Origin of the sequence: Bacillus sp. FSL R9-9530, from assembly GCF_038008145.1 — a bacterium.
In the GTDB taxonomy this organism is placed as follows: Bacteria; Bacillota; Bacilli; order Bacillales; family Bacillaceae_G; genus Bacillus_A; species Bacillus_A mycoides.
Map to the genome: position 1 here is coordinate 352,009 of NZ_JBBOYO010000001.1, position 24,919 is coordinate 376,927.

At 34.8% G+C, this 24,919-nt stretch carries 26 protein-coding genes and 1 pseudogene; 18 read left to right on the plus strand and 9 right to left on the minus strand.

Annotation, left to right across the window (positions count from 1 at the left end; all coding sequences use genetic code 11):
* Positions 1 to 12: 12 nt before the first annotated feature.
* Positions 13 to 1,797 (plus strand): DUF4822 domain-containing protein, encoded by a 1,785-nt coding sequence (locus MKX66_RS01665; protein WP_341085349.1) that lies wholly within the window; start codon positions 13 to 15, stop codon positions 1,795 to 1,797.
* 287 nt (positions 1,798 to 2,084) lie between these two features.
* On the opposite strand, the gene MKX66_RS01670 is transcribed toward MKX66_RS01665, so the two are convergent.
* Together MKX66_RS01670 and MKX66_RS01675 are read right to left on the minus strand one after the other, a co-directional pair.
* The gene (locus MKX66_RS01670) at positions 2,085 to 2,288 is read right to left on the minus strand and encodes a CsbD family protein (RefSeq protein ID WP_002033531.1); all 204 of its coding nucleotides are present in this window, start codon (positions 2,286 to 2,288) and stop codon (positions 2,085 to 2,087) included.
* 180 nt (positions 2,289 to 2,468) lie between these two features.
* On the minus strand, positions 2,469 to 3,281 hold the full coding sequence (locus tag MKX66_RS01675) for a GNAT family N-acetyltransferase (RefSeq protein WP_215590055.1): 813 nt from the start codon (positions 3,279 to 3,281) through the stop codon (positions 2,469 to 2,471).
* Between the two features lie 152 nt (positions 3,282 to 3,433).
* Between MKX66_RS01675 and MKX66_RS01680 the strand changes: the two genes are divergently transcribed.
* The 9 genes and pseudogenes from MKX66_RS01680 to MKX66_RS01720 all read left to right on the plus strand — a co-directional run bounded on the left by MKX66_RS01680 (position 3,434) and on the right by MKX66_RS01720 (position 11,867).
* Entirely contained in the window at positions 3,434 to 3,637 is a 204-nt protein-coding gene (locus tag MKX66_RS01680) for a hypothetical protein (RefSeq protein ID WP_033708017.1), read from the plus strand.
* Positions 3,634 to 4,194 (plus strand): annotated as a pseudogene (locus tag MKX66_RS01685) (GNAT family N-acetyltransferase). The gene MKX66_RS01680 and the pseudogene MKX66_RS01685 overlap by 4 nt, the downstream one beginning before the upstream one ends.
* 268 nt (positions 4,195 to 4,462) lie before the next feature.
* Entirely contained in the window at positions 4,463 to 5,251 is a 789-nt protein-coding gene (locus MKX66_RS01690) for a helix-turn-helix domain-containing protein (RefSeq protein ID WP_286676693.1), read from the plus strand.
* 45 nt (positions 5,252 to 5,296) lie between these two features.
* Complete coding sequence (locus MKX66_RS01695) at positions 5,297 to 6,148, plus strand: ABC transporter ATP-binding protein (protein ID WP_098636308.1); 852 nt, start codon at positions 5,297 to 5,299, stop codon at positions 6,146 to 6,148.
* Positions 6,149 to 6,799, plus strand: a complete 651-nt coding sequence (locus MKX66_RS01700) for an ABC-2 transporter permease (protein ID WP_061676008.1) — start codon at positions 6,149 to 6,151, stop codon at positions 6,797 to 6,799.
* A gap of 136 nt (positions 6,800 to 6,935) precedes the next feature.
* Positions 6,936 to 8,549, plus strand: coding sequence for a long-chain fatty acid--CoA ligase (locus tag MKX66_RS01705; RefSeq protein ID WP_215590053.1), 1,614 nt, complete (start codon positions 6,936 to 6,938; stop codon positions 8,547 to 8,549).
* Between the two features lie 123 nt (positions 8,550 to 8,672).
* Complete coding sequence (locus tag MKX66_RS01710) at positions 8,673 to 9,248, plus strand: biotin transporter BioY (RefSeq protein ID WP_001093321.1); 576 nt, start codon at positions 8,673 to 8,675, stop codon at positions 9,246 to 9,248.
* Positions 9,249 to 9,313: 65 nt separating this feature from the next.
* The gene (locus tag MKX66_RS01715; RefSeq protein WP_215590052.1) at positions 9,314 to 10,777 is read left to right on the plus strand and encodes an acyl-CoA synthetase; all 1,464 of its coding nucleotides are present in this window, start codon (positions 9,314 to 9,316) and stop codon (positions 10,775 to 10,777) included.
* A complete protein-coding gene (locus MKX66_RS01720) occupies positions 10,770 to 11,867 on the plus strand; it encodes an acetyl-CoA C-acyltransferase (protein WP_088039950.1) in 1,098 nt (365 codons plus the stop codon). The genes MKX66_RS01715 and MKX66_RS01720 overlap by 8 nt, the downstream gene beginning before the upstream one ends.
* A gap of 7 nt (positions 11,868 to 11,874) precedes the next feature.
* On the opposite strand, the gene MKX66_RS01725 is transcribed toward MKX66_RS01720, so the two are convergent.
* A complete protein-coding gene (locus tag MKX66_RS01725; protein ID WP_088039949.1) occupies positions 11,875 to 12,456 on the minus strand; it encodes a DUF6434 domain-containing protein in 582 nt (193 codons plus the stop codon).
* 104 nt (positions 12,457 to 12,560) lie between these two features.
* Here MKX66_RS01725 and MKX66_RS01730 point away from each other — a divergent pair, with 104 nt between their 5' ends.
* Positions 12,561 to 13,004 carry an NUDIX hydrolase gene (locus MKX66_RS01730; protein ID WP_088039948.1) on the plus strand — a complete coding sequence of 148 codons (444 nt, stop codon included), beginning with the start codon at positions 12,561 to 12,563 and terminating at the stop codon, positions 13,002 to 13,004.
* A 42-nt stretch (positions 13,005 to 13,046) separates the two neighbouring features.
* Here the strand turns inward: MKX66_RS01730 and MKX66_RS01735 are convergent, their stop codons facing one another.
* Positions 13,047 to 14,249 carry an alanyl-tRNA editing protein gene (locus tag MKX66_RS01735; RefSeq protein ID WP_215590051.1) on the minus strand — a complete coding sequence of 401 codons (1,203 nt, stop codon included), beginning with the start codon at positions 14,247 to 14,249 and terminating at the stop codon, positions 13,047 to 13,049.
* Positions 14,250 to 14,383: 134 nt separating this feature from the next.
* On the opposite strand from MKX66_RS01735, the gene MKX66_RS01740 reads away from it, so the two are divergent.
* Both MKX66_RS01740 and MKX66_RS01745 read left to right on the plus strand, forming a co-directional pair.
* Positions 14,384 to 14,776 (plus strand): hypothetical protein, encoded by a 393-nt coding sequence (locus tag MKX66_RS01740; RefSeq protein WP_002137716.1) that lies wholly within the window; start codon positions 14,384 to 14,386, stop codon positions 14,774 to 14,776.
* 84 nt (positions 14,777 to 14,860) lie between these two features.
* Positions 14,861 to 16,099, plus strand: coding sequence for an MDR family MFS transporter (locus tag MKX66_RS01745; RefSeq protein WP_078176074.1), 1,239 nt, complete (start codon positions 14,861 to 14,863; stop codon positions 16,097 to 16,099).
* Positions 16,100 to 16,144: 45 nt separating this feature from the next.
* On the opposite strand, the gene MKX66_RS01750 is transcribed toward MKX66_RS01745, so the two are convergent.
* The gene (locus tag MKX66_RS01750; protein ID WP_002033545.1) at positions 16,145 to 16,531 is read right to left on the minus strand and encodes an Hsp20/alpha crystallin family protein; all 387 of its coding nucleotides are present in this window, start codon (positions 16,529 to 16,531) and stop codon (positions 16,145 to 16,147) included.
* Positions 16,532 to 16,656: 125 nt separating this feature from the next.
* The gene (locus MKX66_RS01755; protein ID WP_002014281.1) at positions 16,657 to 16,800 is read right to left on the minus strand and encodes a small acid-soluble spore protein P; all 144 of its coding nucleotides are present in this window, start codon (positions 16,798 to 16,800) and stop codon (positions 16,657 to 16,659) included.
* Positions 16,801 to 16,921: 121 nt separating this feature from the next.
* Here MKX66_RS01755 and MKX66_RS01760 point away from each other — a divergent pair, with 121 nt between their 5' ends.
* Both MKX66_RS01760 and pdaB read left to right on the plus strand, forming a co-directional pair.
* Positions 16,922 to 17,185: a hypothetical protein gene (locus tag MKX66_RS01760; protein ID WP_002014282.1), complete on the plus strand. Its 264-nt coding sequence runs from the start codon at positions 16,922 to 16,924 to the stop codon at positions 17,183 to 17,185.
* A gap of 46 nt (positions 17,186 to 17,231) precedes the next feature.
* On the plus strand, positions 17,232 to 17,957 hold the full coding sequence (gene pdaB, locus MKX66_RS01765) for a polysaccharide deacetylase family sporulation protein PdaB (RefSeq protein ID WP_002066634.1): 726 nt from the start codon (positions 17,232 to 17,234) through the stop codon (positions 17,955 to 17,957).
* 37 nt (positions 17,958 to 17,994) lie between these two features.
* Here pdaB and sspO read toward each other — a convergent pair whose 3' ends face one another.
* Positions 17,995 to 18,144, minus strand: a complete 150-nt coding sequence (sspO, locus tag MKX66_RS01770; RefSeq protein WP_002033549.1) for a small acid-soluble spore protein O — start codon at positions 18,142 to 18,144, stop codon at positions 17,995 to 17,997.
* Between the two features lie 289 nt (positions 18,145 to 18,433).
* Between sspO and acnA the strand changes: the two genes are divergently transcribed.
* From acnA to MKX66_RS01785, 3 genes are all read left to right on the plus strand, one after another.
* Positions 18,434 to 21,157, plus strand: coding sequence for an aconitate hydratase AcnA (gene acnA / locus MKX66_RS01775; protein ID WP_016100845.1), 2,724 nt, complete (start codon positions 18,434 to 18,436; stop codon positions 21,155 to 21,157).
* Positions 21,158 to 21,420: 263 nt separating this feature from the next.
* Positions 21,421 to 22,062, plus strand: a complete 642-nt coding sequence (locus tag MKX66_RS01780; protein ID WP_061689980.1) for a CPBP family intramembrane glutamic endopeptidase — start codon at positions 21,421 to 21,423, stop codon at positions 22,060 to 22,062.
* A gap of 123 nt (positions 22,063 to 22,185) precedes the next feature.
* Entirely contained in the window at positions 22,186 to 23,901 is a 1,716-nt protein-coding gene (locus MKX66_RS01785; protein ID WP_033709358.1) for an ABC transporter ATP-binding protein, read from the plus strand.
* A 22-nt stretch (positions 23,902 to 23,923) separates the two neighbouring features.
* On the opposite strand, the gene MKX66_RS01790 is transcribed toward MKX66_RS01785, so the two are convergent.
* Complete coding sequence (locus MKX66_RS01790; protein WP_002033552.1) at positions 23,924 to 24,256, minus strand: YmzC family protein; 333 nt, start codon at positions 24,254 to 24,256, stop codon at positions 23,924 to 23,926.
* A gap of 11 nt (positions 24,257 to 24,267) precedes the next feature.
* Positions 24,268 to 24,480, minus strand: coding sequence for a hypothetical protein (locus tag MKX66_RS01795; protein ID WP_002033553.1), 213 nt, complete (start codon positions 24,478 to 24,480; stop codon positions 24,268 to 24,270).
* Positions 24,481 to 24,919 lie beyond the last annotated feature (439 nt).

Consider the following 24,919-nt stretch of genomic DNA (forward strand, 5'->3'; position numbering starts at 1 on the left):
GGGGATACAGATATGAAGATAACAACATATCAACAGAAAAGTCCTTTAAAACAAGAGTGTGAGGATTCATTTTTTTGTAATGAAGATAAAATGATTTACGGTGTATGTGATGGAGCAACTCCGCTCGTCCCGTTTTGTGATGAAGAAGGACATAATGGAGCATACATCGCTTCGCATTTATTTGCAAGTCATTTTACTTCGTTACGGGAGATTAATAGTTTACAAGGTGAAGTTGCAAAGGCGAATGAATTATTGCAAAACAAGATGCTAGAGTACAAGGTTGATACGAGAAAAAAAGACCATCTTTGGTGTACATGTATTGCAGCAGTTCAAATAGAAGGCGAAAAACTTGAATATGCACAGTTAGGTGATTGTATGATCGTTGTAATACTTCAAAATGGAGAGGTGAAAGCAGAGGAGGTTACACCACAAACGAATCATACTGTTGTATTCAAAGATGTTCCAAAGGGGCACTGGTCATATGAGGCGATTCATCAATTAACAGGTGAGAAAATTATTTTCGGCTATGATGATGGAAGATTTGGTTTTGGAGATAACGTAACACGCGAACAAGTTGCAGCTTTAATGTATCGTTATTTTAATATGGCAGAAAACAAAAATTATCAGAACCCATATGGGGACGTAAGCGAAGATTCGACAAGCTATATAAAGGAAATCTTGTCTTTAACAGAAATGGGTGTTTTTAAGGGTGATGAGTATGGGAACTTTAGACCGAAGGCATCCTTAACACGTGCAGAAATGGCACAGGTTCTTACAAATGCTTTTCATTTAAAGGCAAAGAGTGATCATACTTTTAATGACGTTTCAACGAACTCATGGGCAAGAAATGCAATTAGTGCTGTTCAAACAAATAATATTGCAAAAGGAGTAGGAGGAGGGGAATTCGCTCCAAGTATGGATGTGACGCGTGAACAGTATGCACAATTTTTATACAATGCAATACAAGAAACTCAACAAACGAAAGGGCAGCTACTAGCTAGTATACTTGGTGAAACAAACTGGAAAGGGACAAAAGTCTATGACAAAGATCATAATGATTTAACGAAAGAAAATCAAAATTTCATCGGGCTTGCAAAATATGATGCTAAAACTGCAAGGTATGAATTTTTTAATGCAAATACAGGAGAGAGTCGTAATGATAGCGGTACCTTTTTTATAACCAACGATGGAAAGAAAAGAGTGTTAATTTCTGAAACGCAAAATTATCAAGCAGTTGTTGAATTAACGCAATTAGACAAGGAGAAATTTACATATAAAAGAATGGGGAAAGATGCAAAAGGGAACGATGTAGAAGTATTTGTTGAGCATGTTCCTTATCAAGAAAAAGAGCTTTCTTTTACCCGACCTGATAAAAATTTAGAAAGCTCGACGGGGAAAATAGTTACAGACGTTGATGGAGATGAAATCTTATCTAGTACTCTATGGAACGGAACAGTGGTATTAGATGAACAGGGTAATAATGTAACAAACTACAACTCTAACTTAATCAGTCTAGCAAAATATGATAAAAATACAAATAAATATGAGTTTTTCAATATGAATACAGGGATAAGTCGTGGGGATTATGGTTTCTTCGATGTTGTACATGACAATAAAATAAGAGCTCACGTTTCGTTAGGAAATAATAAATATGGTGCGGTCCTTGAACTTACAGAGTTAAATAAAGATAAATTTACGTATACAAGAATAGGGAAAGATGCGAATGGAAAAGATATAAAAATCTTTGTTGAGCATGAACCGTATACAGGTGACCTAAAACCAAATTTCACAAAGTAAGATGTAAAAGTAATCTTATACTCTAGCAAAGGCATTATGTTAGAAAATGTTAGTAAGGAAAAACCTGAGTGATTAGGATTAGGTAATTATACAATAGAAGTAAAATAGTTCTTTATAGACAAATAGATGCCTTGAGGCATCTATTTGTCATTTTAAAATGATCTTATGGGTAAATGTAAAATACAAACTCTCTTACTTTCTCGGTTGTATTTTCATTTTTGAGTAGCTGACAATCTTCTCAGATCTAGTAACTTACTACTTGCACGACCATACATCGTGGCTCTTTTTTATTTGTTCTCTTTATATTCATGTATTTTCTCTTTTACATTACCGACAGTATCTTTAGCAGTGCCTTTCACCTTATCCCATTTTCCCTCGGCTTGTAATTTTTTATTGTCAGTTACTTTCCCGACAACTTCCTTTACTTCACCCTTTACCTTATCAATGGCACCTTCTACTTTTTCTTTTAAACCATGATCATGTTTAGTCATACATTTCTCCTCCTTGTAGTTTGAGTAGAATTCTCTTTTCATATTGCAAGTTGAATGATGTATCTAGTAATAGCGTAACAAGCGTAACAAATTTAGTTTGAATATTCAAATGAGTAACAGGATAGAAAGGTAATTGTCATAAAATGTATACATTCGTAATGGAAAGAAAAAGAAAGTTAATTATATGTCTTTCGCAGTCCATATTGATTTTGTATAAGCAATTTTCATATGGGCACGTTCCATATTATTTTGACTGCCGCTACCGAATCTTGCTTGTCCAACTATTAAATTGCAATTGGATGCAACAGCGGTCTCAATTCGTTTTTGAATTAATGCGGTATGACAACCTTTACGTTGAAATTCTGGCAAAGTAGCAGAAGCAGCTAATGAAGCAACACCTTTATTTATATAAAGTACCCCTATACTAGCAGGAGTGTTTTGAACTTCGGCTATGAAAAAATACCATCCTGGTTTATTGTAAAGAATTTCGTTATTTTGGTGCACACCATATTTTGTAAAGGATGGCATGTTAAATCCACGTACATATATGTCTGCAAAAATATCAAATTCATTTTCTTTTAGTTGGCGTACTGAAATGTTAGAAGGCAGCAGCGATGAGTCTTCTCTTGGTAAACTATATAAAGCGGTATGGAAGTTAGATTGATAAAAATTTTTTTGAGATAAGTATTGAAATAATTCAGTTGTACCTTGCGCTGGTGTAATTTCAAAACGGCAAGGGATTTGTAGTGATTGATAATAAGCGATGATTTCATCTATCTCATCTGTATTTGTAAAGGTAACGCCTTTTACTGTGTTAAAAGCAGGACCAGCAATTATTTTTGATGAAAAGGCAGTGGCACTCCCGAACTTTTTCGTTTGTACTTGCATTGGGTTGCCGCTTATTGTTTGTAGTGCCTCTAATCTAGAAGAAAGCATCTGTATTTCTGCGTTTTCAATTTCTTGTGCTGTATTGACTGTCATAATTGTACTCATGCGATTCCTCCGTCAATTAATATAGTTCATAGTACATATACGATTTTTCTTCTGAGATTCCTGTTGAAATGTAAGAGAATAAGAGGTTTTTTGGAAGGGAAATGGAAGCGAACTGTCGAAGGGAGTGGAAACAGATTAAAGGTGGTGCTCTCATGAAACAGAAAGACGTGCAGACATGCTCTCATTGCGGTTCTCAAAACATAGGAGAAGGTGAGTTTATCGGTTATGCACAAATACGGAAAAAGGAAACGATGTTCACATCTTCACCAGTGGATGCTTATATTTGTACAGATTGCGGGAATATCCTTTCATTAAAGGTACGGAATTATGAAAGGTTTAAGCAGAAGCCGCTATGATTGTTGAGAAGTGGTCATATCCAGCGTTGTATACGAAACGTCTTATATTAAGGGAAATTAATATGAGTGGTATTTTACATATATATGAGTATGCCTCAGATAAAGAAATGTCAACGTATACAGTATGGGATGCTCAGCAATCGTTACATGACACACAAAAATATATAAAAGAAATTGTGAGTCAATATGAGAAAGAAAAGGTAGCTCCCCTTGGAATTGTATTAAGAGAGGAACAAAAACTCATAGGGACTTGTGGATTTATAAAATATGATGTAACTGAACATAAAGCGGAAATTGCATACGCCTTATCACGAAAATATTGGGGTAGAGGATTAGCTACCGAGGCGGCTTCAGCTTTTTTTAGCTATGGTTTTAATGAGTTACGTCTTAATAGTATTGAAGCAGGATGTAATTAAGAAAATGAAGCATCTGAAAAATTAATGAAACGTTTGAATATGGAATACGATTGTACAATTCAAAAGGATTTGTTCATTAAAGGTAAGTATCGTGATACGAAAAGGTATTGTATATCTAGGAAAAGATATATGAATCAATGAAATATTTTATATTGAAAACTCCTTTAATTGAATAAGGGGGTTTTTGTTTTGCGTATAACAATAATTACCTTTAATTGTTATAATTAGGTATTGAGAAATATTGTTTTTCTCAATACCACAATCATAGAAGAAAACTAGCTAAATCGTATACAAAACCGCTATATAACACAATCGCAACCGTAAGTTGACAAAGTGCAACTACAGGAAGATAGAGATAAGAGCAATGTTTACATACAATTTAGTTAAGAAAACAAAGGGGGACACACATATGGAATTTGGTGAGAAGCTTTTTAAATTAAGAAAGGAAAAAGGCCTTTCTCAAGAAGCGTTAGCTGAGAAATTAAACACAACAAGACAAGCGGTTAGTAAATGGGAAAATGGTCAAGGTTTTCCTGAAACCGAAAAACTAATAATGATTGGAAATGTATTTGAAGTATCTCTTGATTATTTATTAAAAGAAACTGCTGAGCAAAGTAATGAAAAGGAAAATGGTTATTATGTAAGTAAGGAAATGGCGGAAGGGTATATAGTGTATGGGCAAAAAATTTCTAAATATATCGCATTAGGATTTAGCTTGCTTATTTTATCTACAATACCGTATTTATTATTTAAAGAAAATGCAACAATGTCTACATTCCTTGTCATTATCATTGCTGTCCTTGGAATTGGAGCGATGATGGTACCTGTAACGATAGAAGAGAGTCGATACAATGTATTAAAAAAAGAAGAATTACTATTTGATCAAAACTTTCTAAAAGAATTGACAAAAAGATATGAAGTAATTAAGAAGAAGTATGCTGCAGTAATGATCGTTGGATTTTGTTTTATAGCAGCAGGAGCGATACCATTTTTATTTGAGAAAAAGCATATCACTTCAGGAGAATTAGTGCAGTATTATCCGTACTGTGTTGTACTTATTGCTATTGGAGTCTATCTTTTTGTTCGTGTTGTAGGAGTGTGGGAGATGTATCGAATTTTAGTAGAGAATAAAGAATATAGCAATCGTATTATTTTTAAACTAAAAAAGAAAGTGAGAGATAAAGTGGATAATTTTTAATAGGAGAAAATCTATTTTATTAAAAGTTAAGATGGGAGTGAAATGATGTCAAACATTCTAGAAATTAAAAATTTAAGTAAATCATTTGGAAGCAAAGTTGTTTTAAAAGATGTTACATTCAATGTGCCATCAGGGTCAATAGTGGGATTCATTGGTGACAATGGGGCAGGTAAATCAACAACATTTAAAACAGTATTAGAATTAATTTCTAAAGATAGCGGTACAGTAAAAATATTAGGTGAAGAAAATATAAATAAAGATGCCAAGATTAAGGGAAAGATTGGAGTCGTATTTGATGCTATGAATCTACCGGCTCATCTTACAATAAAACAACTAAATAAGGTTTTTGAAAAGATGTTTGAATCTTGGGATAGAGAAAATTTTTACCGATTAGTTCATTCTTTCTCTTTACCTACTAATGAAAAAGTAGGTAGATTTTCCCGTGGAATGTCGATGAAACTATCTATAGCTGTTGCATTATCGCATAATGCAAAATTATTAATCCTAGATGAAGCGACGGGAGGTCTTGATCCTTCATCTAGGGAGGAGGTATTAGAGGAATTAAAAAGTTTTGTGAATAAAAGTAATGGTGGTATATTACTTTCTTCACATATTATGAGTGATGTAGAAAAAATAGCTAGTCACCTTATTGTGATAAAAGATGGAGAAATTTTATTGAATGAAGAAAAGGATAAGGTTTTGGACAATTATGCCATTGTAGATGTTGATGAGGAACAACTAACTTTAATCAACAAAGATATAGTTGTGGTGAAAAGGAATAATGGTTCTTATTTCAATGTACTTGTATCAGATGTGCATAAATTACCAAGTGGGATTGCTCATAGAACCATTTCGATAGAAGAAATAAGTGTTTTATTAACGAGGAGTGAAAAATAAATGAAAGGTTTATTATTGACAAACTATTATCTAGTGTATCGAACTTTCTTTATGTTCATGGGAATAGCGATATTAGGAGCGGGATTTGTTTTTTATTTTGGTAATGCTTCAATGTACCGTTTAATTGCTACGTTCATTATCTTATTTGCTGCGATTCCTGCACTTGAAGTTATTAAATATGAGAGTAAGTCGGGGTATGAAAAATATGTACTTACTTTACCGGTTACTAGAAATAATATTGTACAAAGTCACTATCTTTTCTATTTTTTAGTTGTAATTATTGGTACTTTATTATCGTATGGCATATTTTATGTACATGGTTTAGTTTCAGATACACCAATTGATGATGGTATATTTAAGAGTGTTTCTTTAGGGACGTTCATCATTCTTAATGCCGGAGCAATAGCTTATCCGCTTCTCTATGTTTTTGGAGCAGAAAAATCTGATGCTATTACAATTGGAGGCGCATGTGGGGGACTTGCTACTTATTTTGGATTACAAAGTGTAATTGGATATCTAATAGAACAATTTCCAATATCAAATTTAAATTCATCTGTATACGTTTCAATTCTATATACAATATTTGGCGTTATCATATATATCTTTTCTTATTTCATTTCGGTATTTATATATCGTAAGAAGGAATTTTAATATATTTTCTCTTAGTATTTTCTGAATTATTTCCAAAGAAATAATTCAGAAAATACAGAAAAATATCGTAATTATTTGTGGAAGTCTGTTATAATAAACAAAAAATGAAAACGCTTTAAAGGGGGATGTAACCAATATGATGATGAATGTACCGCTAACAATTAGTTCTATGATGGAAAGAGCAGAAAAACTGTTTTCAAAGAAAGAAATTGTTTCACGGACACAAGATACAGTTACGACGTTAACGTATAAGCAGTTAGGTGAAAGGACGAGAAGGCTTTCTAGTGCGTTAAAAAAATTAGGAATTAAAGAAGGCGAGCGTATAGGAACGTTAGCGTGGAATCATCATCGGCATGTGGAAGCATATTTTGCTATTCCTGGTATTGCTTCCGTTTTACACACAATTAATATTCGTTTATCTCCTCAACATATTTCATACATTATTCAGCACGCAGAAGATCGAATTCTACTGATAGATGAAGATCTCGTACCACTTGTTGAAAATATTCAATCACAATTATCAACTGTACAAGCCTACATTATTATGACTGATAAAGATGAACTTCCCAATACTACGCTAGAACCTGTATATCATTATGAAAAGCTATTAGAAGAAGGCGATCCAACTTTCCAATTTGTAAAAGATATTGATGAAAATACACCTGCTGGTATGTGTTATACGTCAGCGACTACAGGAAACCCAAAAGGTGTTGTATATACGCATCGTAGTACTGTATTGCATTGTATGGCACTCGGTTTAGCGGATACAGCTGCTTTATCGGAAAGTGATGCGGCGATGGCAATTGTACCGATGTTCCATGTGAACGCTTGGGGGCTTCCTTTTGCAGCTACTTGGTTTGGAACTAAACAAGTTCTGCCAGGACCAATGTTTACTCCAAAAATTTTATTAGAGATGATTCAAGCTGAAAAAGTAACGATAGCAGCAGGTGTGCCGACAATTTGGCTCGGTGTATTACAAGAGTTAGAAAATAATAGTTACGATTTATCTAGTATAACGAGAATATTATGCGGTGGTGCAGCTGCACCGAAAAGCGTTATTAAAGCATTTGAGCAAAAATATAATGTTCCTTTCGTACATGCATATGGTATGACTGAAACAAGCCCACTCGTAACACTTGCACGTTTAAAAAGTTATGAAACAGAATTATCATATGAAGAGCAATTAGAAATCCGCTCAAAACAAGGATATCTTGTCCCTGGTGTAGAGATGAAAGTAGTCGGTACAAATGGTGAAGTGAAGTGGGATGGTACTGAGATGGGAGAGTTATGTTTACGAGCACCTTGGATCGCTGAAAGCTATTATAACGATGATCGTACTGTCGAAGGATTCCGAGACGGTTGGTTATATACTGGTGATGTTGTTACAGTTGATGAGGAAGGCTGCGTGAAAATTGTTGATCGTACGAAAGATGTTATTAAAAGCGGGGGAGAATGGATTTCTTCAGTGGATCTTGAAAATGCTTTAATGGCACATGATGCTATATTTGAAGCGGCTGTCGTTGCAATTCCTCATCCGCAGTGGCAAGAACGCCCAGTTGCCTGCGTTGTTCAAAAGAAAAATAGTACGGTTACAAAAGACGAAATATATGAGTTTTTAAAACCGCAGTTTGCGAAGTGGTGGTTACCAGATGATATTGTATTTATGGAAGAAATACCGAAAACATCTGTTGGGAAGTTTTTAAAACAGGCACTTCGAAAAGAACTTGAGCATTTGCATAAAGAGAAATAATTGAATTTATATTTGTAAACCGATATTAAAAATAAGTTGACAAAAAGCTAGTGAAAAGATAATATAACTCCTATAATATGTTACCTAAAAATCATTTTAAGTTTACAAATAGGAGAAGCAAATATGAATACAAAAAACTTAGTTTTCGTCGCTTTATTTAGTTCTATTATGGGAGTGTTAGGATTAATACCCCCAATTGCTCTTGCTATTACACCAGTTCCGATTACATTACAATCACTCGGTGTTATGCTTGCTGGTGGATTGTTAGGATCACGTCTTGGTGCGTTAAGTCAGCTTATTTTCTTACTTATAGTTGGAGTTGGAGCACCATTACTTGCTGGTGGACGCGGTGGTCCAGGCGTATTTGTTGGGCCAAGTGCAGGATATTTACTTGGTTATATCGTTGGAGCGTTTGTCATTGGTTATTTAATTGAGCGTTTACGTGAAGTTTCTATAATAAAGGTATTATGTATTAATATAATTGGTGGTATTTTCGTAGTTTATGTATTTGGTATTATTGTACAAGCTTTCTTTATGGATGTTTCTATATGGCAGACGATGAAAGTAAGTGCCGTATTTTTACCAGGTGATTGTATAAAAGCGATTATAGCAGCAATTCTTGTAACGAAATTACATCGTTCATTGAAACATATTATTACGCCTGCTCTCAAGAGTGGGAAATATACAAATGCGGGATAAGAAAGAGAAGAAACACGTTTATTGCGTGTTTCTTTTTATTATTTTGTAAAGAAAGGACGTCTCAAATGGGGATTACAAAAGAATATAAAAAGTATGCCTCTTTACAAACAAATAAAATAGCAATAAAGGAAAATGATCGAGTATTAACATATAAAGAATGGTTTGAGTCAGTATGTAAAGTAGAAAACTGGTTGAATGAAAAAGAATCGCAGAATAAAACGATAGCAATTGTATTAGAAAATAGTATGGAGTTTTTACAACTATTTGCGGGTTCCGCGATGGCTGGATGGGTTTGTGTGCCGTTAGATATAAAGTGGAAAGAGGGTGAGCTCAAAGAAAGAATTGCAATTAGTAATCCGGATGTGATTGTGACAGAGCGATATAAGGTAAATGATCTACCGGATGAAGAAGGAAGAGTAATTGAAATTGATGAGTGGAAAAGAATGATAGAGAACTATCTTCCTACATATAATCCTGTAGAAAGTGTACAAAATGCTCCGTTTTATATGGGATTTACATCAGGATCGACTGGGAAGGCAAAAGCATTTTTACGTGCACAACAATCGTGGGTTCATAGTTTTGATTGCAATATACATGACTTTCATATGAAAAAAGAAGATTCTATTTTAATAGCTGGGACGCTCGTTCATTCTCTTTTCTTATACGGCGCAATAAGTGCATTATATGTAGGGCAAACGGTGCATATTATGAGAAAGTTTATTCCAGATCAAGTACTGGATAAGTTAGAAACAGAAAATATTTCGGTCATGTATACAGTTCCGACAATGCTAGAATCTTTATATAAAGAAAATAGAGTAATAGAAAATGGGATGAAAATTATTTCGTCAGGAGCAAAATGGGAAGCTGAAGCGAAAGAAAAAATAAAGAGTATATTTCCTTATGCGCAAAAATATGAATTTTACGGTGCATCGGAACTAAGTTTTGTAACAGCACTTGTTGATGAAGAGAGCGATAGAAGGCCAAATTCAGTAGGGAAGCCTTGTCATAATGTACAAGTTCGAATATGTAATGAAGCAGGAGAAGAAGTACAGACAGGTGAGATAGGAACTGTGTATGTGAAAAGTGATCAATTTTTTATGGGCTATGTATCGGATGGAGCTATAATCCCGCAATTGTCCGAAGGTGGCTGGATGACAGTGCAGGATGTGGGCTACCAAGATGAAGAAGGCTTTATATATATTGTTGGTAGAGAGAAGAATATGATTTTATTTGGAGGAATCAATATTTTTCCAGAAGAAATAGAAAGGGTATTACAGACACATCCAGCTGTTGAAGAAATAGTTGTGGTTGGTGTAGAAGATAGTTACTGGGGTGAAAAGCCTGTCGCTATCGTAAAAGGAAGTGCTACAAAGCAACAATTAAAGAGTTTTTGCTTACAACGATTATCATCTTTTAAAATACCGAAAGAATGGTACTTTGTTGATGAAATACCTTATACAAATAGCGGGAAAATAGCTCGCAATGCAGCAAAAAATATGATTGAAAACCGGGAAAAGATATATGAATAGAGCGGTTATTGTAGAAGCGAAAAGAACACCTATTGGTAAGAAAAATGGGATGTTGAAAGATTATGAAGTTCAGCAATTAGTAACGCCGCTTCTTACGTTTTTAAGTAAAGGAATTGAGAGAGAAATAGACGATGTCATATTAGGGAATATTGTTGGACCGGGAGGGAATGTTGCAAGATTATCTGCTTTAGCGGCAGGACTTGGTTATCATATTCCTGGTGTAACGATTGATAGGCAATGCGGCGCTGGATTGGAAGCGATTCGCACCGCATGTCATTTCATTCAAGGCGGCGCAGGTAATTGTTATATTGCAGGAGGAGTAGAGAGTACAAGTACATCACCTTTTCAAAATAGAGCGCGATTTTCACCAGAAACAATTGGTGATCCAGATATGGGATTAGCGGCTGAGTATGTTGCAGAGCAATATAACATAACAAAAGAGATGCAAGATGAATATGCTTGTCTTAGCTATAAAAGAACGCTGCAAGCATTAGAAAAAGGATATATACAAGAAGAGATATTACCTCATTATTTTAATGGATTATTAGATGAATCTATAAAACGAGAAATGAATTATGAAAGAATGATTAAAAGAACAAAGCCCGCATTTTTGAAAAATGGTACAGTAACGGCAGGTAATTCGTGCGGTGTAAATGATGGAGCATGTGCTGTTCTTGTAATGGAAGAGGGGCAAGCCCGAAAATTAGGATACAAGCCTGTACTTCGTTTCGTTCGTAGTGCTGTAGTTGGCGTGGATCCCAATCTTCCAGGGACTGGTCCGATATTTGCGGTGAACAAATTATTAAACGAAATGAATATGAAAGTAGAGGACATCGATTATTTTGAAATAAATGAAGCATTTGCTTCAAAAATTGTTGCTTGTGCAAAGGAGTTACAAATTCCTTTTGGAAAATTAAATGTAAATGGTGGAGCAATTGCGCTCGGTCATCCGTACGGTGCATCTGGAGCTATGCTTGTAACGCGCTTGTTTTATCAGGCTAAAAGAGAGCATATGAAATATGGAATTACGACGTTAGGAATTGGTGGTGGAATAGGGCTTGCGCTATTATTTGAGAAAGTAGAAAACTAGAAAGGGACTAGTTTTCTACTTTTTGAGGAATATAAGCATTACTACCAGGTTTTGCTTTTATTTCATTCCAAGCAGCGATAGCATCAGCTTTTGATTTCCCTTTGTTATTTGGATCTTCGAAAAAGTCGCGAGTGAAACGATTGTATTCAAACTGCGCGCTGATAGTTGTTTTGTATGTAGGATCTTTTTTTCGTTCGTTTTCTTCATACCAAAACGTTATCGCGTCTTCATATGTTTTTCCAATATTCTCTTTAAAAAACTTTTGAAGAGCTACTGTAAAGCGAAAGTTTGCTCCAATTTTTTCTTTGAAAAAAGCACGCACATCTTCACTACAGCGGTGATTTTCAGTAATAATTGTTTGAAGAGAAAGATCTTTATAAGAGAGGGAAGCTTTACTCACTTTTTGATGAGAACTGTTTTTTAATACTTTACCCGTAGTTAAATAATGTGAGATACGCCCGCTTATTTCAATCTTAGAGCCACTAGCTGGTAAATCATGCTCACGACAAAATGTTTGCAGTTCTGTTTTTAACCAATAATAGTTTTGGAAATCTTCAAGAGATATAGACTTTGTTAAAGGTGGGTGCATGCATATAACAACTTCTTTCTTCCATAATTTTCTTTAATTATAAAACGTATGTTCTTTGTGTGGAAGGATTAATTTATAAATTTAATGGGAAGAGGAGATTACATATGGAAAATGTAATGCAAGTTCGTGTTACTGGAATTTTAATTGAAGATGAAAAAGTATTGTTAGTAAAACAAAGAGTCGCTAATCGCAATTGGTCTTTACCTGGAGGAAGAGTAGAGAACGGTGAAACGTTAGAAGAAGCGATGATTCGAGAAATGAGAGAAGAAACCGGATTAGAAGTTAAAATTAAGAGACTACTCTATGTTTGTGATAAACCAGATGCTATCCCATCTTTATTGCATATTACGTTTCTGCTTGAGAGGATTGAAGGTGAAATTACGCTACCTTCTAACGAGTTTGACCATAATCCGATTCATGATGTGCAAATGGTACCGATTAAAGACTTAAGTCATTATGGTTTTTCGGAAACTTTTATAACTCTTATAAGTGAAGGTTTTGCAAGTGCAGGGAGTTATCAAGGCTTGAAACAAAATATAGGCCTGTAAATAATTGAAGGATAGCCGTTAGCTACCCTTCATAAACATGTTTTACACTGCTGACTGTAAAGAAGAAACAAGTTGATTTAAAAACTCATCCCCACTCATAATCGCTTTTCCACCACCACGAGCACTCTTTTTATTGCCTCCGCCTTTGCCTTCAATTGTAGGAAGGGAATCTTTTAAAAGAGCATTCATATCGAGTGTCACTGCTTTACCACAAGCGAGAATACATTGTAATTTGTCCTCATTTTCAATAACGAAGTATGTAATTGCATGTTCTTGTTGTTCCGTAATAATAGCAGCTAGTTTTGCGACTTCTTGCATAGAGCGATTTGTAAATGCTCGAGAGATAAGTGTTCCAGCGTATATTTCTGCAGGTTGTTGTAATAGTTCATTTGCTTCTACAAATAATAGTTTTTCATTCATTGCTTGTACTGCCTTTTCGTTTTCTTTTTGAGAGGTAAGAAGTTGTGCTACTTTTGCTGGAATATCAGTGTCGCTACTGTTCAATTGCTTAGAAACATCTGTTAATATTTGTTGATGTTGTCCCATTAATTTAAGAGAACGCCAACCAGCAATAAATGTTAAGCGTATACCACCTTTATTGCGCTCCCATCCTAGTACTTGAATAGGGCCTACTTCACCAGTGTGTTTCGGATGCGTTCCGCCACAGCCGTTGTAATCATAATTTGCGATAATAACAACGCGTATATTTTCTGTCATAGTTGGTTCTTTGCGAAGGGGTAATGCTTTGGCCTCTTCTAAGTTCATCCATTTAATACGAATAGGGTGGTTTTCAAAAACAATTTGATTAGCAATTTGTGCGGCCTTCTCAACAGTTTCTGTAGAAAGATTGGCAGTTTCTAAATCAATGGTTATAGTTTCTTTTCCAAGATGGAACCCGATCGTCGGTATGTTAAAGTGATCCCAAAAAGCAGCGGATAAAATGTGCTGAGCCGTATGTTGTTGCATATGGTCAAAACGGCGCTCCCAATCTATTTTACCCTCTACTTCTTCTGTATGTAATTGTTCTATTATGAAATGACGAATTTCTCCATTTACTTCTTCAACGTTACTTACCGGAATACCATTTAAAGTTCCAGTGTCATGTGGTTGTCCGCCGCCTGTTGGATAAAATGCAGTTTCATTTAAGACAACATATAAGTTTCCTTCTGTATCATGCTCTTGTTTTATAACTTTAGTAGTAAAGTCTTTCTTATAAGCGTCGATGTAATATAATTTTTTCTCCAATTTTCTTTCCCCTTTCGTGTTAGCTAGTTTCATTGTAAAGCAATTGAAATTAGTTTCCTAATATTTCAGAAGAAAGAAACTTTTTTTAGAATTTTCTTGCTATAATAAGAAGAAAATGCGGGGGGGGAATGAAAATGCCATATGAAAACGGCGTAGATAAGTTGCTTAGTTTAAGCAGAAATATTTCCGAATTATATCGAGAATTAAATGAGATGACCCGGATTTTAACGGATTGTAATCGAGAAAGTGTGAAATTTGATCGGTTATATGTAAAGGAGTTACTTTGGAAAAAAGAAGATGTCATAGAGAAGTATGAACAATTACTCGTCCAGCTTTGTATTAATGAATGCTTTGATTTAAAAAGTGTAATTACTGGCGAATATAAGTATACATATGAAGAAGTAGAAAGCATTGTTTTAGAATTTAATGAAAAGTATAATGTAGCTATTTTAATTAAAGATGTTTGTAAAGAACTACAGTTTACATACGGAATTGATATGGAAATAACGAGAACAGCTCGGGTATAAACATCTCAAGTGTAGAAAAAGGAAAAAGAAAGCAGATCCTTTGCTTTCTTTTTTTATGTAAGAAAAGGGAGAGTAGGTTTAAAGATGAAGGGGAAGTTACAAAATATTCATCCACTTGGAATGAGTATCATTATAGGGACATTATTTGCTAGGTTTGCAACTTCAATGAGCATTCCTTTTTTAGCGATTTATTTAACGACTGTTAAAGACGTATCGGCTGGAATGACCGGTGCTATCATTGGAACGAGTGCGCTTGTTGGAGTGTTTGCTAGTTTTATTGGAGGCAATTTATCGGATCGATTTGGTCGAAAGATGATTATAATATGGTCCATGATTGTTTGGGTGTTTGTATTTATAGGATTTTCAGTTGCAGATCATGTTTTGAGTTTCTTTCTATTAAACGCTTTGAATGGATTATGTCGTTCTTTTTTTGAACCGACATCAAGAGCTTTATTATCAGATTTAACGAAACCAGAGTATCGTTTACTCGTATATAATTTGCGTTACGGTGCAATAAATGTTGGAGTAGCGATGGGTCCACTTGTTGGATTACAGATTGGAAGTGCAAAATCAACGATTCCTTTTTTAGTAGCCGCTGGAGTGTACATTTTATATACAGTTATATTAGCGTTTCAATTTAAGAAATATCCACTTGATAAAAAGAAAGTAACTACAGAAAATCCGGTCACAATGTTAAGTGCGGTTCGGATTTTGCGAAAAGACATAGTATTTTTAGTTGCTTTAGTCGGAATCATTTTGAGTAATAGTGGTTTTTCACATTTAACGACGACACTATCTCAATATTTTGCAAACGCACATATATTTCAAGATGGAGTAAAGTTGTTCTCATATATGCTAACTTTAAATGCGATTACAGTAGTAGTTATTCAATACCCTGTTATTCAAATGTGTAAAAAATATACGCCGTTAGCATCTATTATGGTTGGAACGTTATTTGTGAGCGGGGGATTGTTTGGATTTGGACTAGTAGAATCTATGTTAGGGGCTGCTATATGTACAATTATTTTTACATTCGGAGAAGTATTAATGTTTTCAATGACAGATGTATTTATTGATGAGATAGCTGTTTCACATTTGAAAGGGACATATTTTGGAGCTATGGGCTTTTCAGGAATTGGAGTAGTAATTGGTCCTTGGTTTGGCGGGATACTTCTCGATCATTATGGATATCAAAATGGCTTTATAGTATTTTTAACATTAGCTATATTTTCAAGCATAGCGTTCCCAGTTCTTTTAGTGACAAAAGGTTTAATGAAAAAAAGATATATTAGAAATTCTAAAATAGAAATACATGCGAAATAACATGAGCCCGAGCAAACTAAAATGTTGCTCGGGCTTATATTTATATCAATCGTTAATTCGAAAAAAGACTTTCTCTTCATGCTTATTGGCAACTTCGTTTTTGGAAATATGAATGGCTAAATATCCATTCTCTAAACAGGCTAGCATCTTGTTATAAATGATATTAGTAGGTAAAGGAACAATCCGCTGTAAAGAAGTGTTTTTATAAAGTATACAAATGTTTAGGCCTGTCTCCATCTTTTTAATGAGTACATTTTGTGCAGTTGCATTTGGTACATCTGTTTCCAAAATGTATTCTTGCTCTGTTTCACAAAGGTCAATATGAATTTGATTTGGAAAACTAAAGTTACTACAAGAATCAGAACAAAATTGATCCATCCATTCTTCGAAACCATCAACATGAAAAAGACAATCCTTCTTTTTCTTGCCCATGAAAGACACCCTCCGTAAAATCTCAATTCATACTATGTTATGCATGAATGAAATAGAGGTGAAGAACAAATAGAAAAATATAAACATTTTATGTGAAAGATACAGTGTGTGTGAATACTTTTGCTTTACATATCATGATGTGCATGATTTTTTTGACGTGAATGATTACGATTTTTAACTTTGTGAGATCCACTTAAAGGTTCGGGCTGTCCAGAAGATTGCCCTTTTTTCTCGTTTTGACGATTAGATTGATTATTGTTTTTACCCATTGTATTTTACACCTCCTCTCCCTATTTAGAATGAGAGAAGTTTGCGAATTTATACGAGAATGTTTTTTGAGAAACGGGTAAAGATAAGTAGGACTAACTCATATAGGAAGGGGAAAGTGTTATGCCATATCATAAAGATAAGCAACAGGCTTTTCAGGCTGCGCAGCAAGGGGTTGTTCAAGCGGAAAATATATTCAATAATATTGTGAAAAATGACCCGAATTACGGCCATGATTTAAAAGAGTTACGCCAAGAAGTGCAAGAGGCGTACGAACAGATTCAAAATGCACTTGAAGTAGCATCAGAAACGCAGCGTCCACAACTTGAGCAATATGAAAGTAATCTCCAAAATATTATGCGAAATGTAGATCAAATAGAAAAGTGAAAAAGGTTGTTGTGAATTCAACAACCTCATTACTTTTAGTGCTACTATGCTGAAACGAAAAATTATTCTATCAATTTTTTCTTTAATTTGTGCAGTACATATATTTCAAGTGGACAAAGTGGAAGCTAAAATGTTGTTAAGAAAAGAGCTAGAGCCAACTGGCTATGTAACATGGGAAGTGCCAAATAATGAAAAAATTATCGCAATTACATTTGATGATGGACCGGACCCAACTTATACACCGCAAGTATTAGAGTTATTACGTCAATATAAAGCGGAAGCGACTTTTTTTATGATTGGCTTTCGAGTTCAGCGTAATCCGTACTTAGTAAAGCAAGTGTTGAAAGAAGGGCATGAAATCGGAAATCATACGATGAATCATTTGTATGCTAGTAATTCATCAGATGAAAAATTAGAACATGATATTTTAAATGGAAAGAAATATTTTGAAAAATGGGTGAAAGAACCTTTATTGTTCCGTCCACCAGGTGGATATATTAATGATGCTGTATTTACTACGGCAAAAAAAGCTGGGTATCAAATTGTTCTATGGTCATGGCATCAAGACCCTCGTGATTGGGCGAATCCAGGTACAGAATCCATAGTAAATCATGTTGTGAAAAATGCTAAAAGTGGAGATATTGTACTGTTGCACGATGGAGGAAGTGATCGTAGTCAAACAGTGGCGGCATTAGCAAAAATTTTACCTGAACTGAAAAAGCAGGGTTATCGATTTGTAACAGTTTCGGAGTTGTTACGATATAAACATTAGAGAAAATCCCAAAAGGTATACCTTTTGGGATTTTTCGTTACTGATTCTTTTTTCGTTTCTTATTATTTTGTCGCTCTGCCGGAGTTAAAGGTTCATTTGCGAACTCTTCATTATAGCCAGTTCCTTGCCCTTGGGCGGATGCAGCATTCATTCCTGAAATAATATGATTGGCTTTTCTTTTACCCATTTTTCTCACCTCTATAATGTTTTTTATAGACGAACCATGAGTCGTTCATAGCATATATGAACGTAAAGTAAAACGCTGAAAGAGTGCTTTACTTTATAGTAATAGTATTAATAAAGAGCATGGACACTATTCAAATTTAGAAAGATAAAGAAAACTTATGATAATCCATAAGTTTCTTATTATTTACTTATTTAGAAAGTTGTAATAAGATATTATCGTAAGGTATTGAAAAGTTTGTCTACATTTTATATTCAGACAAATTAGTCACGTTTAACAGGGGGGAAACATAATGGTCAAACATAATCCATTTCAATCACGTGCAACTTTTGAACTAGATGGAAAGACGTATCATTATTATCAATTGAAAGCGCTTGAAAACGCAGGGGTTGGCAACGTATCTCAATTACCATATTCCGTGAAAGTTTTACTTGAATCTGTACTTCGTCAAGTAGACGGACGCGTAATTACAGAAGAACATGTTACAAATTTAGCGAAATGGGGAACGAAAGATGTTCAAGATATCGATGTTCCGTTTAAACCATCTCGCGTAATCTTACAAGACTTCACAGGTGTTCCAGCTGTTGTAGATTTGGCTTCGCTTCGTAAAGCAATGGCAGATATGGGCGGAGATCCTGATAAAATTAATCCAGAAATTACTGTAGACCTTGTAATTGACCACTCTGTACAGGTTGATAGAGCGGGTACAGCGGACTCGCTTGCATTCAACATGGACTTAGAGTTTAAACGTAATGAAGAACGTTATAAATTTTTAAGCTGGGCACAGAAATCATTTGATAACTACCGTGCAGTTCCACCAGCAACAGGTATTGTACACCAAGTAAATCTTGAATATTTAGCACCGGTTGTTCATGCGGTGAAAAATGCTGAAGGTGACTTAGTTGCATACCCAGATTCATTAGTTGGAACTGACTCACATACAACAATGATTAATGGTATTGGTGTTCTTGGATGGGGCGTTGGTGGTATTGAAGCAGAAGCAGGAATGCTTGGACAGCCTTCATATTTCCCAGTACCTGAAGTAATCGGTGTGAAATTAACTGGTACACTTCCAAGTGGTACAACAGCAACTGATGTTGCATTAAAAGTAACACAAGTGTTACGTCAAAAAGGTGTAGTTGGTAAATTTGTTGAGTTCTTCGGTAGTGGACTAAAGAGCATGCCTTTAGCTGACCGTGCAACAATTTCAAATATGGCACCAGAATACGGTGCAACTTGTGGATTCTTCCCAATCGACGATATTTCATTAGAATACTTACGTTTAACAGGTAGAGATGAAGAGCAAATTCGCGTTGTTGAAGAATATTGTAAAGCAAACGGTTTATTCTATACAGCAGATAGTAAAGATCCAATCTATACTGATCTTGTTGAAATTGATTTAAATACAATCGAATCTAACCTTTCTGGACCGAAACGTCCGCAAGATTTAATCCCGCTTTCAAATATGAAAGAGGAGTTCCATAAAGCTGTTGTAGCACCAGTTGGAACACAAGGACTTGGATTCAATGAGCAAGAGTTTGATAAAGAAGTGAAAGTTACATTGAAAGATCAAGAAGTAACGATGAAAACAGGTGGAATTGCAATCGCTGCAATTACAAGCTGTACAAATACGTCAAATCCGTACGTGTTAATTGGAGCAGGGTTAGTTGCGAAGAAAGCAATTGAAAAAGGGCTTAAAGTACCTGGTTACGTAAAAACATCGTTAGCACCAGGATCTAAAGTTGTTACAGAGTACTTAGATAAGTCTGGTTTAACAACGTATTTAGATCAATTAGGTTTCCAAACAGTTGGTTACGGCTGTACGACTTGTATCGGTAACTCTGGTCCATTAGCAGAGGAATTAGAAGAAGCAATCGCAGCAAATGATTTATTAGTAACATCTGTTTTATCTGGTAACCGTAACTTTGAAGGTCGTATTCATCCACTTGTAAAAGCAAACTACTTAGCATCACCACCACTTGTTGTGGCATATGCACTTGCAGGTACTGTTGATATTGACCTAAAAAATGATGAAATCGGTAAAGATGTAAATGGTAATGCTGTTTACTTTAATGATATTTGGCCAGCAGCTAAAGAAATTGAAGATGTAGTTCAAAGTGTTGTTACATCTGAATTGTTCAAAAAAGAATATGCGCAAGTATTTAACAGCAATGAGCGCTGGAATGAAATCCAAACTTCAAATGAAGCTTTATATACTTGGGATAATGATTCAACATACATTCAAAACCCACCGTTCTTCGAAGGATTATCTAAAGAGCCGGGTGAAGTTGAAACGTTATCAGGTTTACGCATAGTTGGTAAATTTGGTGATTCTGTAACGACAGACCACATTTCACCAGCAGGTTCAATTGGTAAGCACACGCCAGCTGGACGTTATTTACTAGAAAACGGCGTACAACCAGTCGACTTTAACTCTTACGGTTCTCGTCGTGGTAACCATGAAGTTATGATGCGTGGTACATTTGCAAACATCCGTATTAAAAACCAAATCGCACCAGGAACAGAAGGCGGATATACAACATATTGGCCAACTGGTGAAGTAACATCTATCTATGATGCTGCTATGAAGTATAAAGAAGATGGCACAGGCCTTCTAGTTGTTGCTGGTAAAGACTACGGTATGGGAAGTTCTCGTGACTGGGCTGCGAAAGGTACAAACTTATTAGGTATTAAAGCAGTAATCGCAGAAAGCTTCGAGCGTATTCACCGCAGTAACTTAGTGTTAATGGGCGTATTACCATTACAATTTAAAGATGGCGACAGTGCTGAAACATTAGGTCTTGTTGGTGACGAGTCATTTGAAATTCAAATTGACAAAACAGTTAGACCACGCGATCTTGTAAAAGTAGTTGCAATCGATGCAGAAGGAAAAGAGAAGCAATTTGAAGTAGTAGCTCGTTTCGATAGTGAAGTTGAAATTGACTACTACCGTCACGGTGGTATCTTGCAAATGGTTCTTCGTTCGAAAATCGAAGAGTCTAAAGTGTCAAACTAAAAGGATTCAACAATATTTGTTGAATGTATATTTTAAAGAGGGATGAGATTTTCTCATCCCTCTTTAGTATGAAAAAACATCGGCATATTTAAAGACCTCTAAGTGGAAAACTTATTGTCAGTTAATGTGGGATGGATTAAAGTGTTTTGTGAAATTAAGGGAGAATTAAAGTTGCATATCCTATGTTAATGGTAAAATTAAATGAAAGAAATATTCAGATGATAAAAAAATTAAAATGCTAGTTACTGTAAAAAAGGTGGAATATGCCAAAAAGATATTGGGGAGTCATAATTACTTACATACTGTTTTACTTGTCCATTTATTTATTCGAACCGATTTTTATAACTTTATTTAATTTAACAATGGAAGCGGCCAATGCCTATGGTAGAATCTTAGGTTATTTTTTAGCTTTCATAGTAATTTTAATATTAATGAAACCAGATATTGAAAGAGGTTCTTCTGATGCTTATCCGCCCAAAAAAACTGTATTATGGTGTATCTATGGTGTTCTTATTTATTTTTTAGTTCAAGCTATTTATGGATTAATAGCTATTGTTGTATTTAATATGGATCCTAACTCAGAACACTCAGAAATGATAAAAAATAATGTTATATCTTTCCCATTTAGAATAGTGAATATTGCAATTTTGGGACCTATAATGGAAGAGATTCTAACAAAAAAAATCATTCTTGATACGTTACGTAAACGAACAAATGTCTACATTGCTTGCTTAATTACGTCTCTTGTATTTGCATTACTTCATATGGAGTTAGCAAGTGTTATTCCTTATACTTTAGCGGGATTGGTGTATGCTTTTTTATATGTAAAAACGAATAGATTAATTGTTCCTATCGTTGTTCATATGACAATAAATACACTTGCTATTTTAATGAAACTTATATAGTAATACATATCGGCATTTAATAGGTCGTTGGCAGAAGAATATCCCTAGATAAAGTAGTGATTTTTATTTTATGTTTTGGAACTTAGGTTTTTAAAAGAACATGAGTAAACAAAGAGGAAAGGGATGAAACCATTTGGTTTCATCCCTTTCCTTTTATTATGCAAAATTGGGGGAATGACAATGAATGAGTATAGAAGAATAATGTTGCCGCTGTTGCAAGAAAAGCTATTGCTAATTAGTGCGATTTGTAGCGGAATAGTAGCTGCCATTTTAAATTTATCCCGTCCGCTATTTATGGGGCTAATTGTAGATAACATTATTCAGCGGGAGTTAAAAGGTACGTATGTATATATTGCTTTGTTTGCGGGGAGCCGCTTTTTGATGTGGGTGAACAATCTGTTATTTGATTATGTAAGCTCAAAAGTAAGCCAGCGAATATTACGAGAGAAGCGTATAGATGTATTACGTCATTTTTTCTTATTACCATTTGAAGAAAGTGAGAAGGTAAAACAAGGGGAGTTAGAAACATTAGTCGTTTCTGATATTCCGAATTGGGTAAGGTTATATGGATCTATATTAATAGAATACATCCACGCCATTGCACAATTTATTGGTGCGTTCATAGCTCTACAACATATCGATGTACAGTTCATATGGTGGATAACCCCGTTTTTATTTTTAAGTGCAATTGTTCCAATGCCTATGGGGGGAAAAGTAAGAAATATTGCAAGTATCGCTCAAAAAAATCAATCAAGTGTTGTAGAGATGATGTCACAGTTTGTAAAAGGTATACAAGATTTACGTAGTTTACAAAAAGAAAAATGGGCAATTCATTTGTTTAAAGGAGTGACGGCACAATCTTATAAAACAGAAGTAAGGAAGACGATGATACAACATTGTATTGGGATAGTTGGAACGGTAATAGAAACAGGAGCATATATAGTTGTTCTTATTATAGGAGCAAAAAAAATAATAAAAGGGGATATGGAAGTCGGTTCGCTTGTGGCGGTATTAGCTACAATTGAGATGTTATTTTTCCCCGTTCGTTATGCGAGTGATTTATTGATGATGACACAAGTTGCTATTGCTTCGGCAAATCGAGTTTTTGGCTTTTTAGATATACCGGCTGAATACAGAAATGTAGAAAGAGCGATGGGAATGAAATTAACAAACGTTTCATTTCAAGAGAACGGTGAAGAGAGATGTAGAATTAAAAATATACATTTGCAAATTAATCCTGGCGAACTCGTTATTATTGTGGGGGAAAGTGGTGCAGGAAAAACGACGCTTTTAAAATTAATCACGGGTTTATATAAACCATCTAATGGTAGTATTGCTTATTACGGTAATAAAGCTCGTATGACTACCATATGGCAGGAACCTCGTTTTTTTCGGACGACAGTAAAAGAGAATATGTATTTTGGGGAAGGGGTCTTAGAAAAACAGTTAGAAAAAAATATTGAACTTGTAAATGCGAAGTCAATTATTAGGAGTTTATCTAAAGGGATTCAGACTGTACTACATAAAAGCGGTGAAGAGTTTTCGGGAGGAGAGAGAAAGCGTCTTGCGTTATTGCGAGCGATTGTATCAAATCCGAATCTCATTATTCTAGATGAACCGACTGCGGGATTAGATCTGAGCAATCAAGAAGTGGTTTGGAATATGCTTAAAGGGCTAGGGGGGAATGTAACGAGAATTGTGACGACACATGATGTTGAGAGGGCGATGATAGCGGATCGAGTTGTGGTCATGAAGAATGGAATTGTTGTGGAATGCGGGGATCCTAGAGAATTATTAACGTGTAAGTCATTGTTTAAAGAGATGCTAATAAAAAGATAAGAGCTATATAGCGCTCTTATCTTTATTCACTCTTATTAAGTTGATACGTATAAGACTCAGTATCGTTAGTGCTAAACTCTTTGACTAGAGTAAGTTGATTTGTATCCGGATTATATTTGAAAATTTTGACCGTACGTTCGCTACTTAGTGATGGATTATATTCTTGAATAGCAAATGTATTTTCAGCAATCTGTGTCATATTACTGGTTGAAACGTTTTCTACGGCATCATGATTTGTAGAAATTTCAACAACTCTTTCACCGTTGAAAAATAAAAGAACGATTACTAAAACAACTAAACATATTCGTATATAGCGAAGTTCTTTACTTATAGGATGTTCTCCCAAAATAATCATCCTTTCTATAACTATTGTATAGTAGTGGTAGTCATCGTGAAGAAACTAAGAATACCAAGACCGGCTAAAAGGATAAATGAGATTAAAGCGATAAAGAGACAAATACGCCCAACTTGCTTTTTTTCAGGATCTTTACTGAAGAGCGAGATGATCCAAGTGATAATCCCGATTGGGGAAAATATAAAACTAAGAATATATAATAGTATTTTTTCAAATAGATTCATAAAAATCCCCCTTTTTGAAAGTTCTACATGTGCAGTTTTCTTCGTATTAGCGCTAGCGTTATGTAGGAAAGTACAGAATAAACAGCACTATAAACAATCCAAGCGTCTAAGTTTTGTAAAACTAGGTGTATATCAAATCCTGAGACGATAATGAAAAATATAAGTGGAACAGTAAAAGAAATAATAATTACAGCCCATTTGAATTTGTATAGTAAGGTGCTAAAAAAAATACATAATAATGGTAAAGTGAAAAAAACAAAAGTGAAAGGGTTGATAAGTAATTGTAAAATACATATCACCTCGCAAGTTTTGTATTTATTTCTAATTATATGATAAAAAGGGAAATATTTCATCCGGACTATAAATATTCTAACTATTTCGACTGTGAATATTTCCAAGCTTGTCCGTATAAGCTAAAATAAGGTATATAGTATTTTGG

Excerpts from the sequence above, each read along its gene's own strand:
- MKX66_RS01665 (WP_341085349.1), top strand. The coding sequence starts at position 13 with ATGAAGATAACAACATATCAACAGAAAAGTCCTTTAAAACAAGAGTGT.
- MKX66_RS01670 (WP_002033531.1), bottom strand. The coding sequence starts at position 2,288 with ATGACTAAACATGATCATGGTTTAAAAGAAAAAGTAGAAGGTGCCATT.
- MKX66_RS01675 (WP_215590055.1), bottom strand. The coding sequence starts at position 3,281 with ATGAGTACAATTATGACAGTCAATACAGCACAAGAAATTGAAAACGCA.
- MKX66_RS01680 (WP_033708017.1), top strand. The coding sequence starts at position 3,434 with ATGAAACAGAAAGACGTGCAGACATGCTCTCATTGCGGTTCTCAAAAC.
- MKX66_RS01690 (WP_286676693.1), top strand. The coding sequence starts at position 4,463 with ATGGAATTTGGTGAGAAGCTTTTTAAATTAAGAAAGGAAAAAGGCCTT.
- MKX66_RS01695 (WP_098636308.1), top strand. The coding sequence starts at position 5,297 with ATGTCAAACATTCTAGAAATTAAAAATTTAAGTAAATCATTTGGAAGC.
- MKX66_RS01700 (WP_061676008.1), top strand. The coding sequence starts at position 6,149 with ATGAAAGGTTTATTATTGACAAACTATTATCTAGTGTATCGAACTTTC.
- MKX66_RS01705 (WP_215590053.1), top strand. The coding sequence starts at position 6,936 with ATGATGATGAATGTACCGCTAACAATTAGTTCTATGATGGAAAGAGCA.
- MKX66_RS01710 (WP_001093321.1), top strand. The coding sequence starts at position 8,673 with ATGAATACAAAAAACTTAGTTTTCGTCGCTTTATTTAGTTCTATTATG.
- MKX66_RS01715 (WP_215590052.1), top strand. The coding sequence starts at position 9,314 with ATGGGGATTACAAAAGAATATAAAAAGTATGCCTCTTTACAAACAAAT.
- MKX66_RS01720 (WP_088039950.1), top strand. The coding sequence starts at position 10,770 with ATGAATAGAGCGGTTATTGTAGAAGCGAAAAGAACACCTATTGGTAAG.
- MKX66_RS01725 (WP_088039949.1), bottom strand. The coding sequence starts at position 12,456 with ATGCACCCACCTTTAACAAAGTCTATATCTCTTGAAGATTTCCAAAAC.
- MKX66_RS01730 (WP_088039948.1), top strand. The coding sequence starts at position 12,561 with ATGGAAAATGTAATGCAAGTTCGTGTTACTGGAATTTTAATTGAAGAT.
- MKX66_RS01740 (WP_002137716.1), top strand. The coding sequence starts at position 14,384 with ATGCCATATGAAAACGGCGTAGATAAGTTGCTTAGTTTAAGCAGAAAT.
- MKX66_RS01745 (WP_078176074.1), top strand. The coding sequence starts at position 14,861 with ATGAAGGGGAAGTTACAAAATATTCATCCACTTGGAATGAGTATCATT.
- MKX66_RS01750 (WP_002033545.1), bottom strand. The coding sequence starts at position 16,531 with ATGGGCAAGAAAAAGAAGGATTGTCTTTTTCATGTTGATGGTTTCGAA.
- MKX66_RS01755 (WP_002014281.1), bottom strand. The coding sequence starts at position 16,800 with ATGGGTAAAAACAATAATCAATCTAATCGTCAAAACGAGAAAAAAGGG.
- MKX66_RS01760 (WP_002014282.1), top strand. The coding sequence starts at position 16,922 with ATGCCATATCATAAAGATAAGCAACAGGCTTTTCAGGCTGCGCAGCAA.
- pdaB (WP_002066634.1), top strand. The coding sequence starts at position 17,232 with ATGCTGAAACGAAAAATTATTCTATCAATTTTTTCTTTAATTTGTGCA.
- sspO (WP_002033549.1), bottom strand. The coding sequence starts at position 18,144 with ATGGGTAAAAGAAAAGCCAATCATATTATTTCAGGAATGAATGCTGCA.
- acnA (WP_016100845.1), top strand. The coding sequence starts at position 18,434 with ATGGTCAAACATAATCCATTTCAATCACGTGCAACTTTTGAACTAGAT.
- MKX66_RS01780 (WP_061689980.1), top strand. The coding sequence starts at position 21,421 with ATGCCAAAAAGATATTGGGGAGTCATAATTACTTACATACTGTTTTAC.
- MKX66_RS01785 (WP_033709358.1), top strand. The coding sequence starts at position 22,186 with ATGAAACCATTTGGTTTCATCCCTTTCCTTTTATTATGCAAAATTGGG.
- MKX66_RS01790 (WP_002033552.1), bottom strand. The coding sequence starts at position 24,256 with ATGATTATTTTGGGAGAACATCCTATAAGTAAAGAACTTCGCTATATA.
- MKX66_RS01795 (WP_002033553.1), bottom strand. The coding sequence starts at position 24,480 with ATGAATCTATTTGAAAAAATACTATTATATATTCTTAGTTTTATATTT.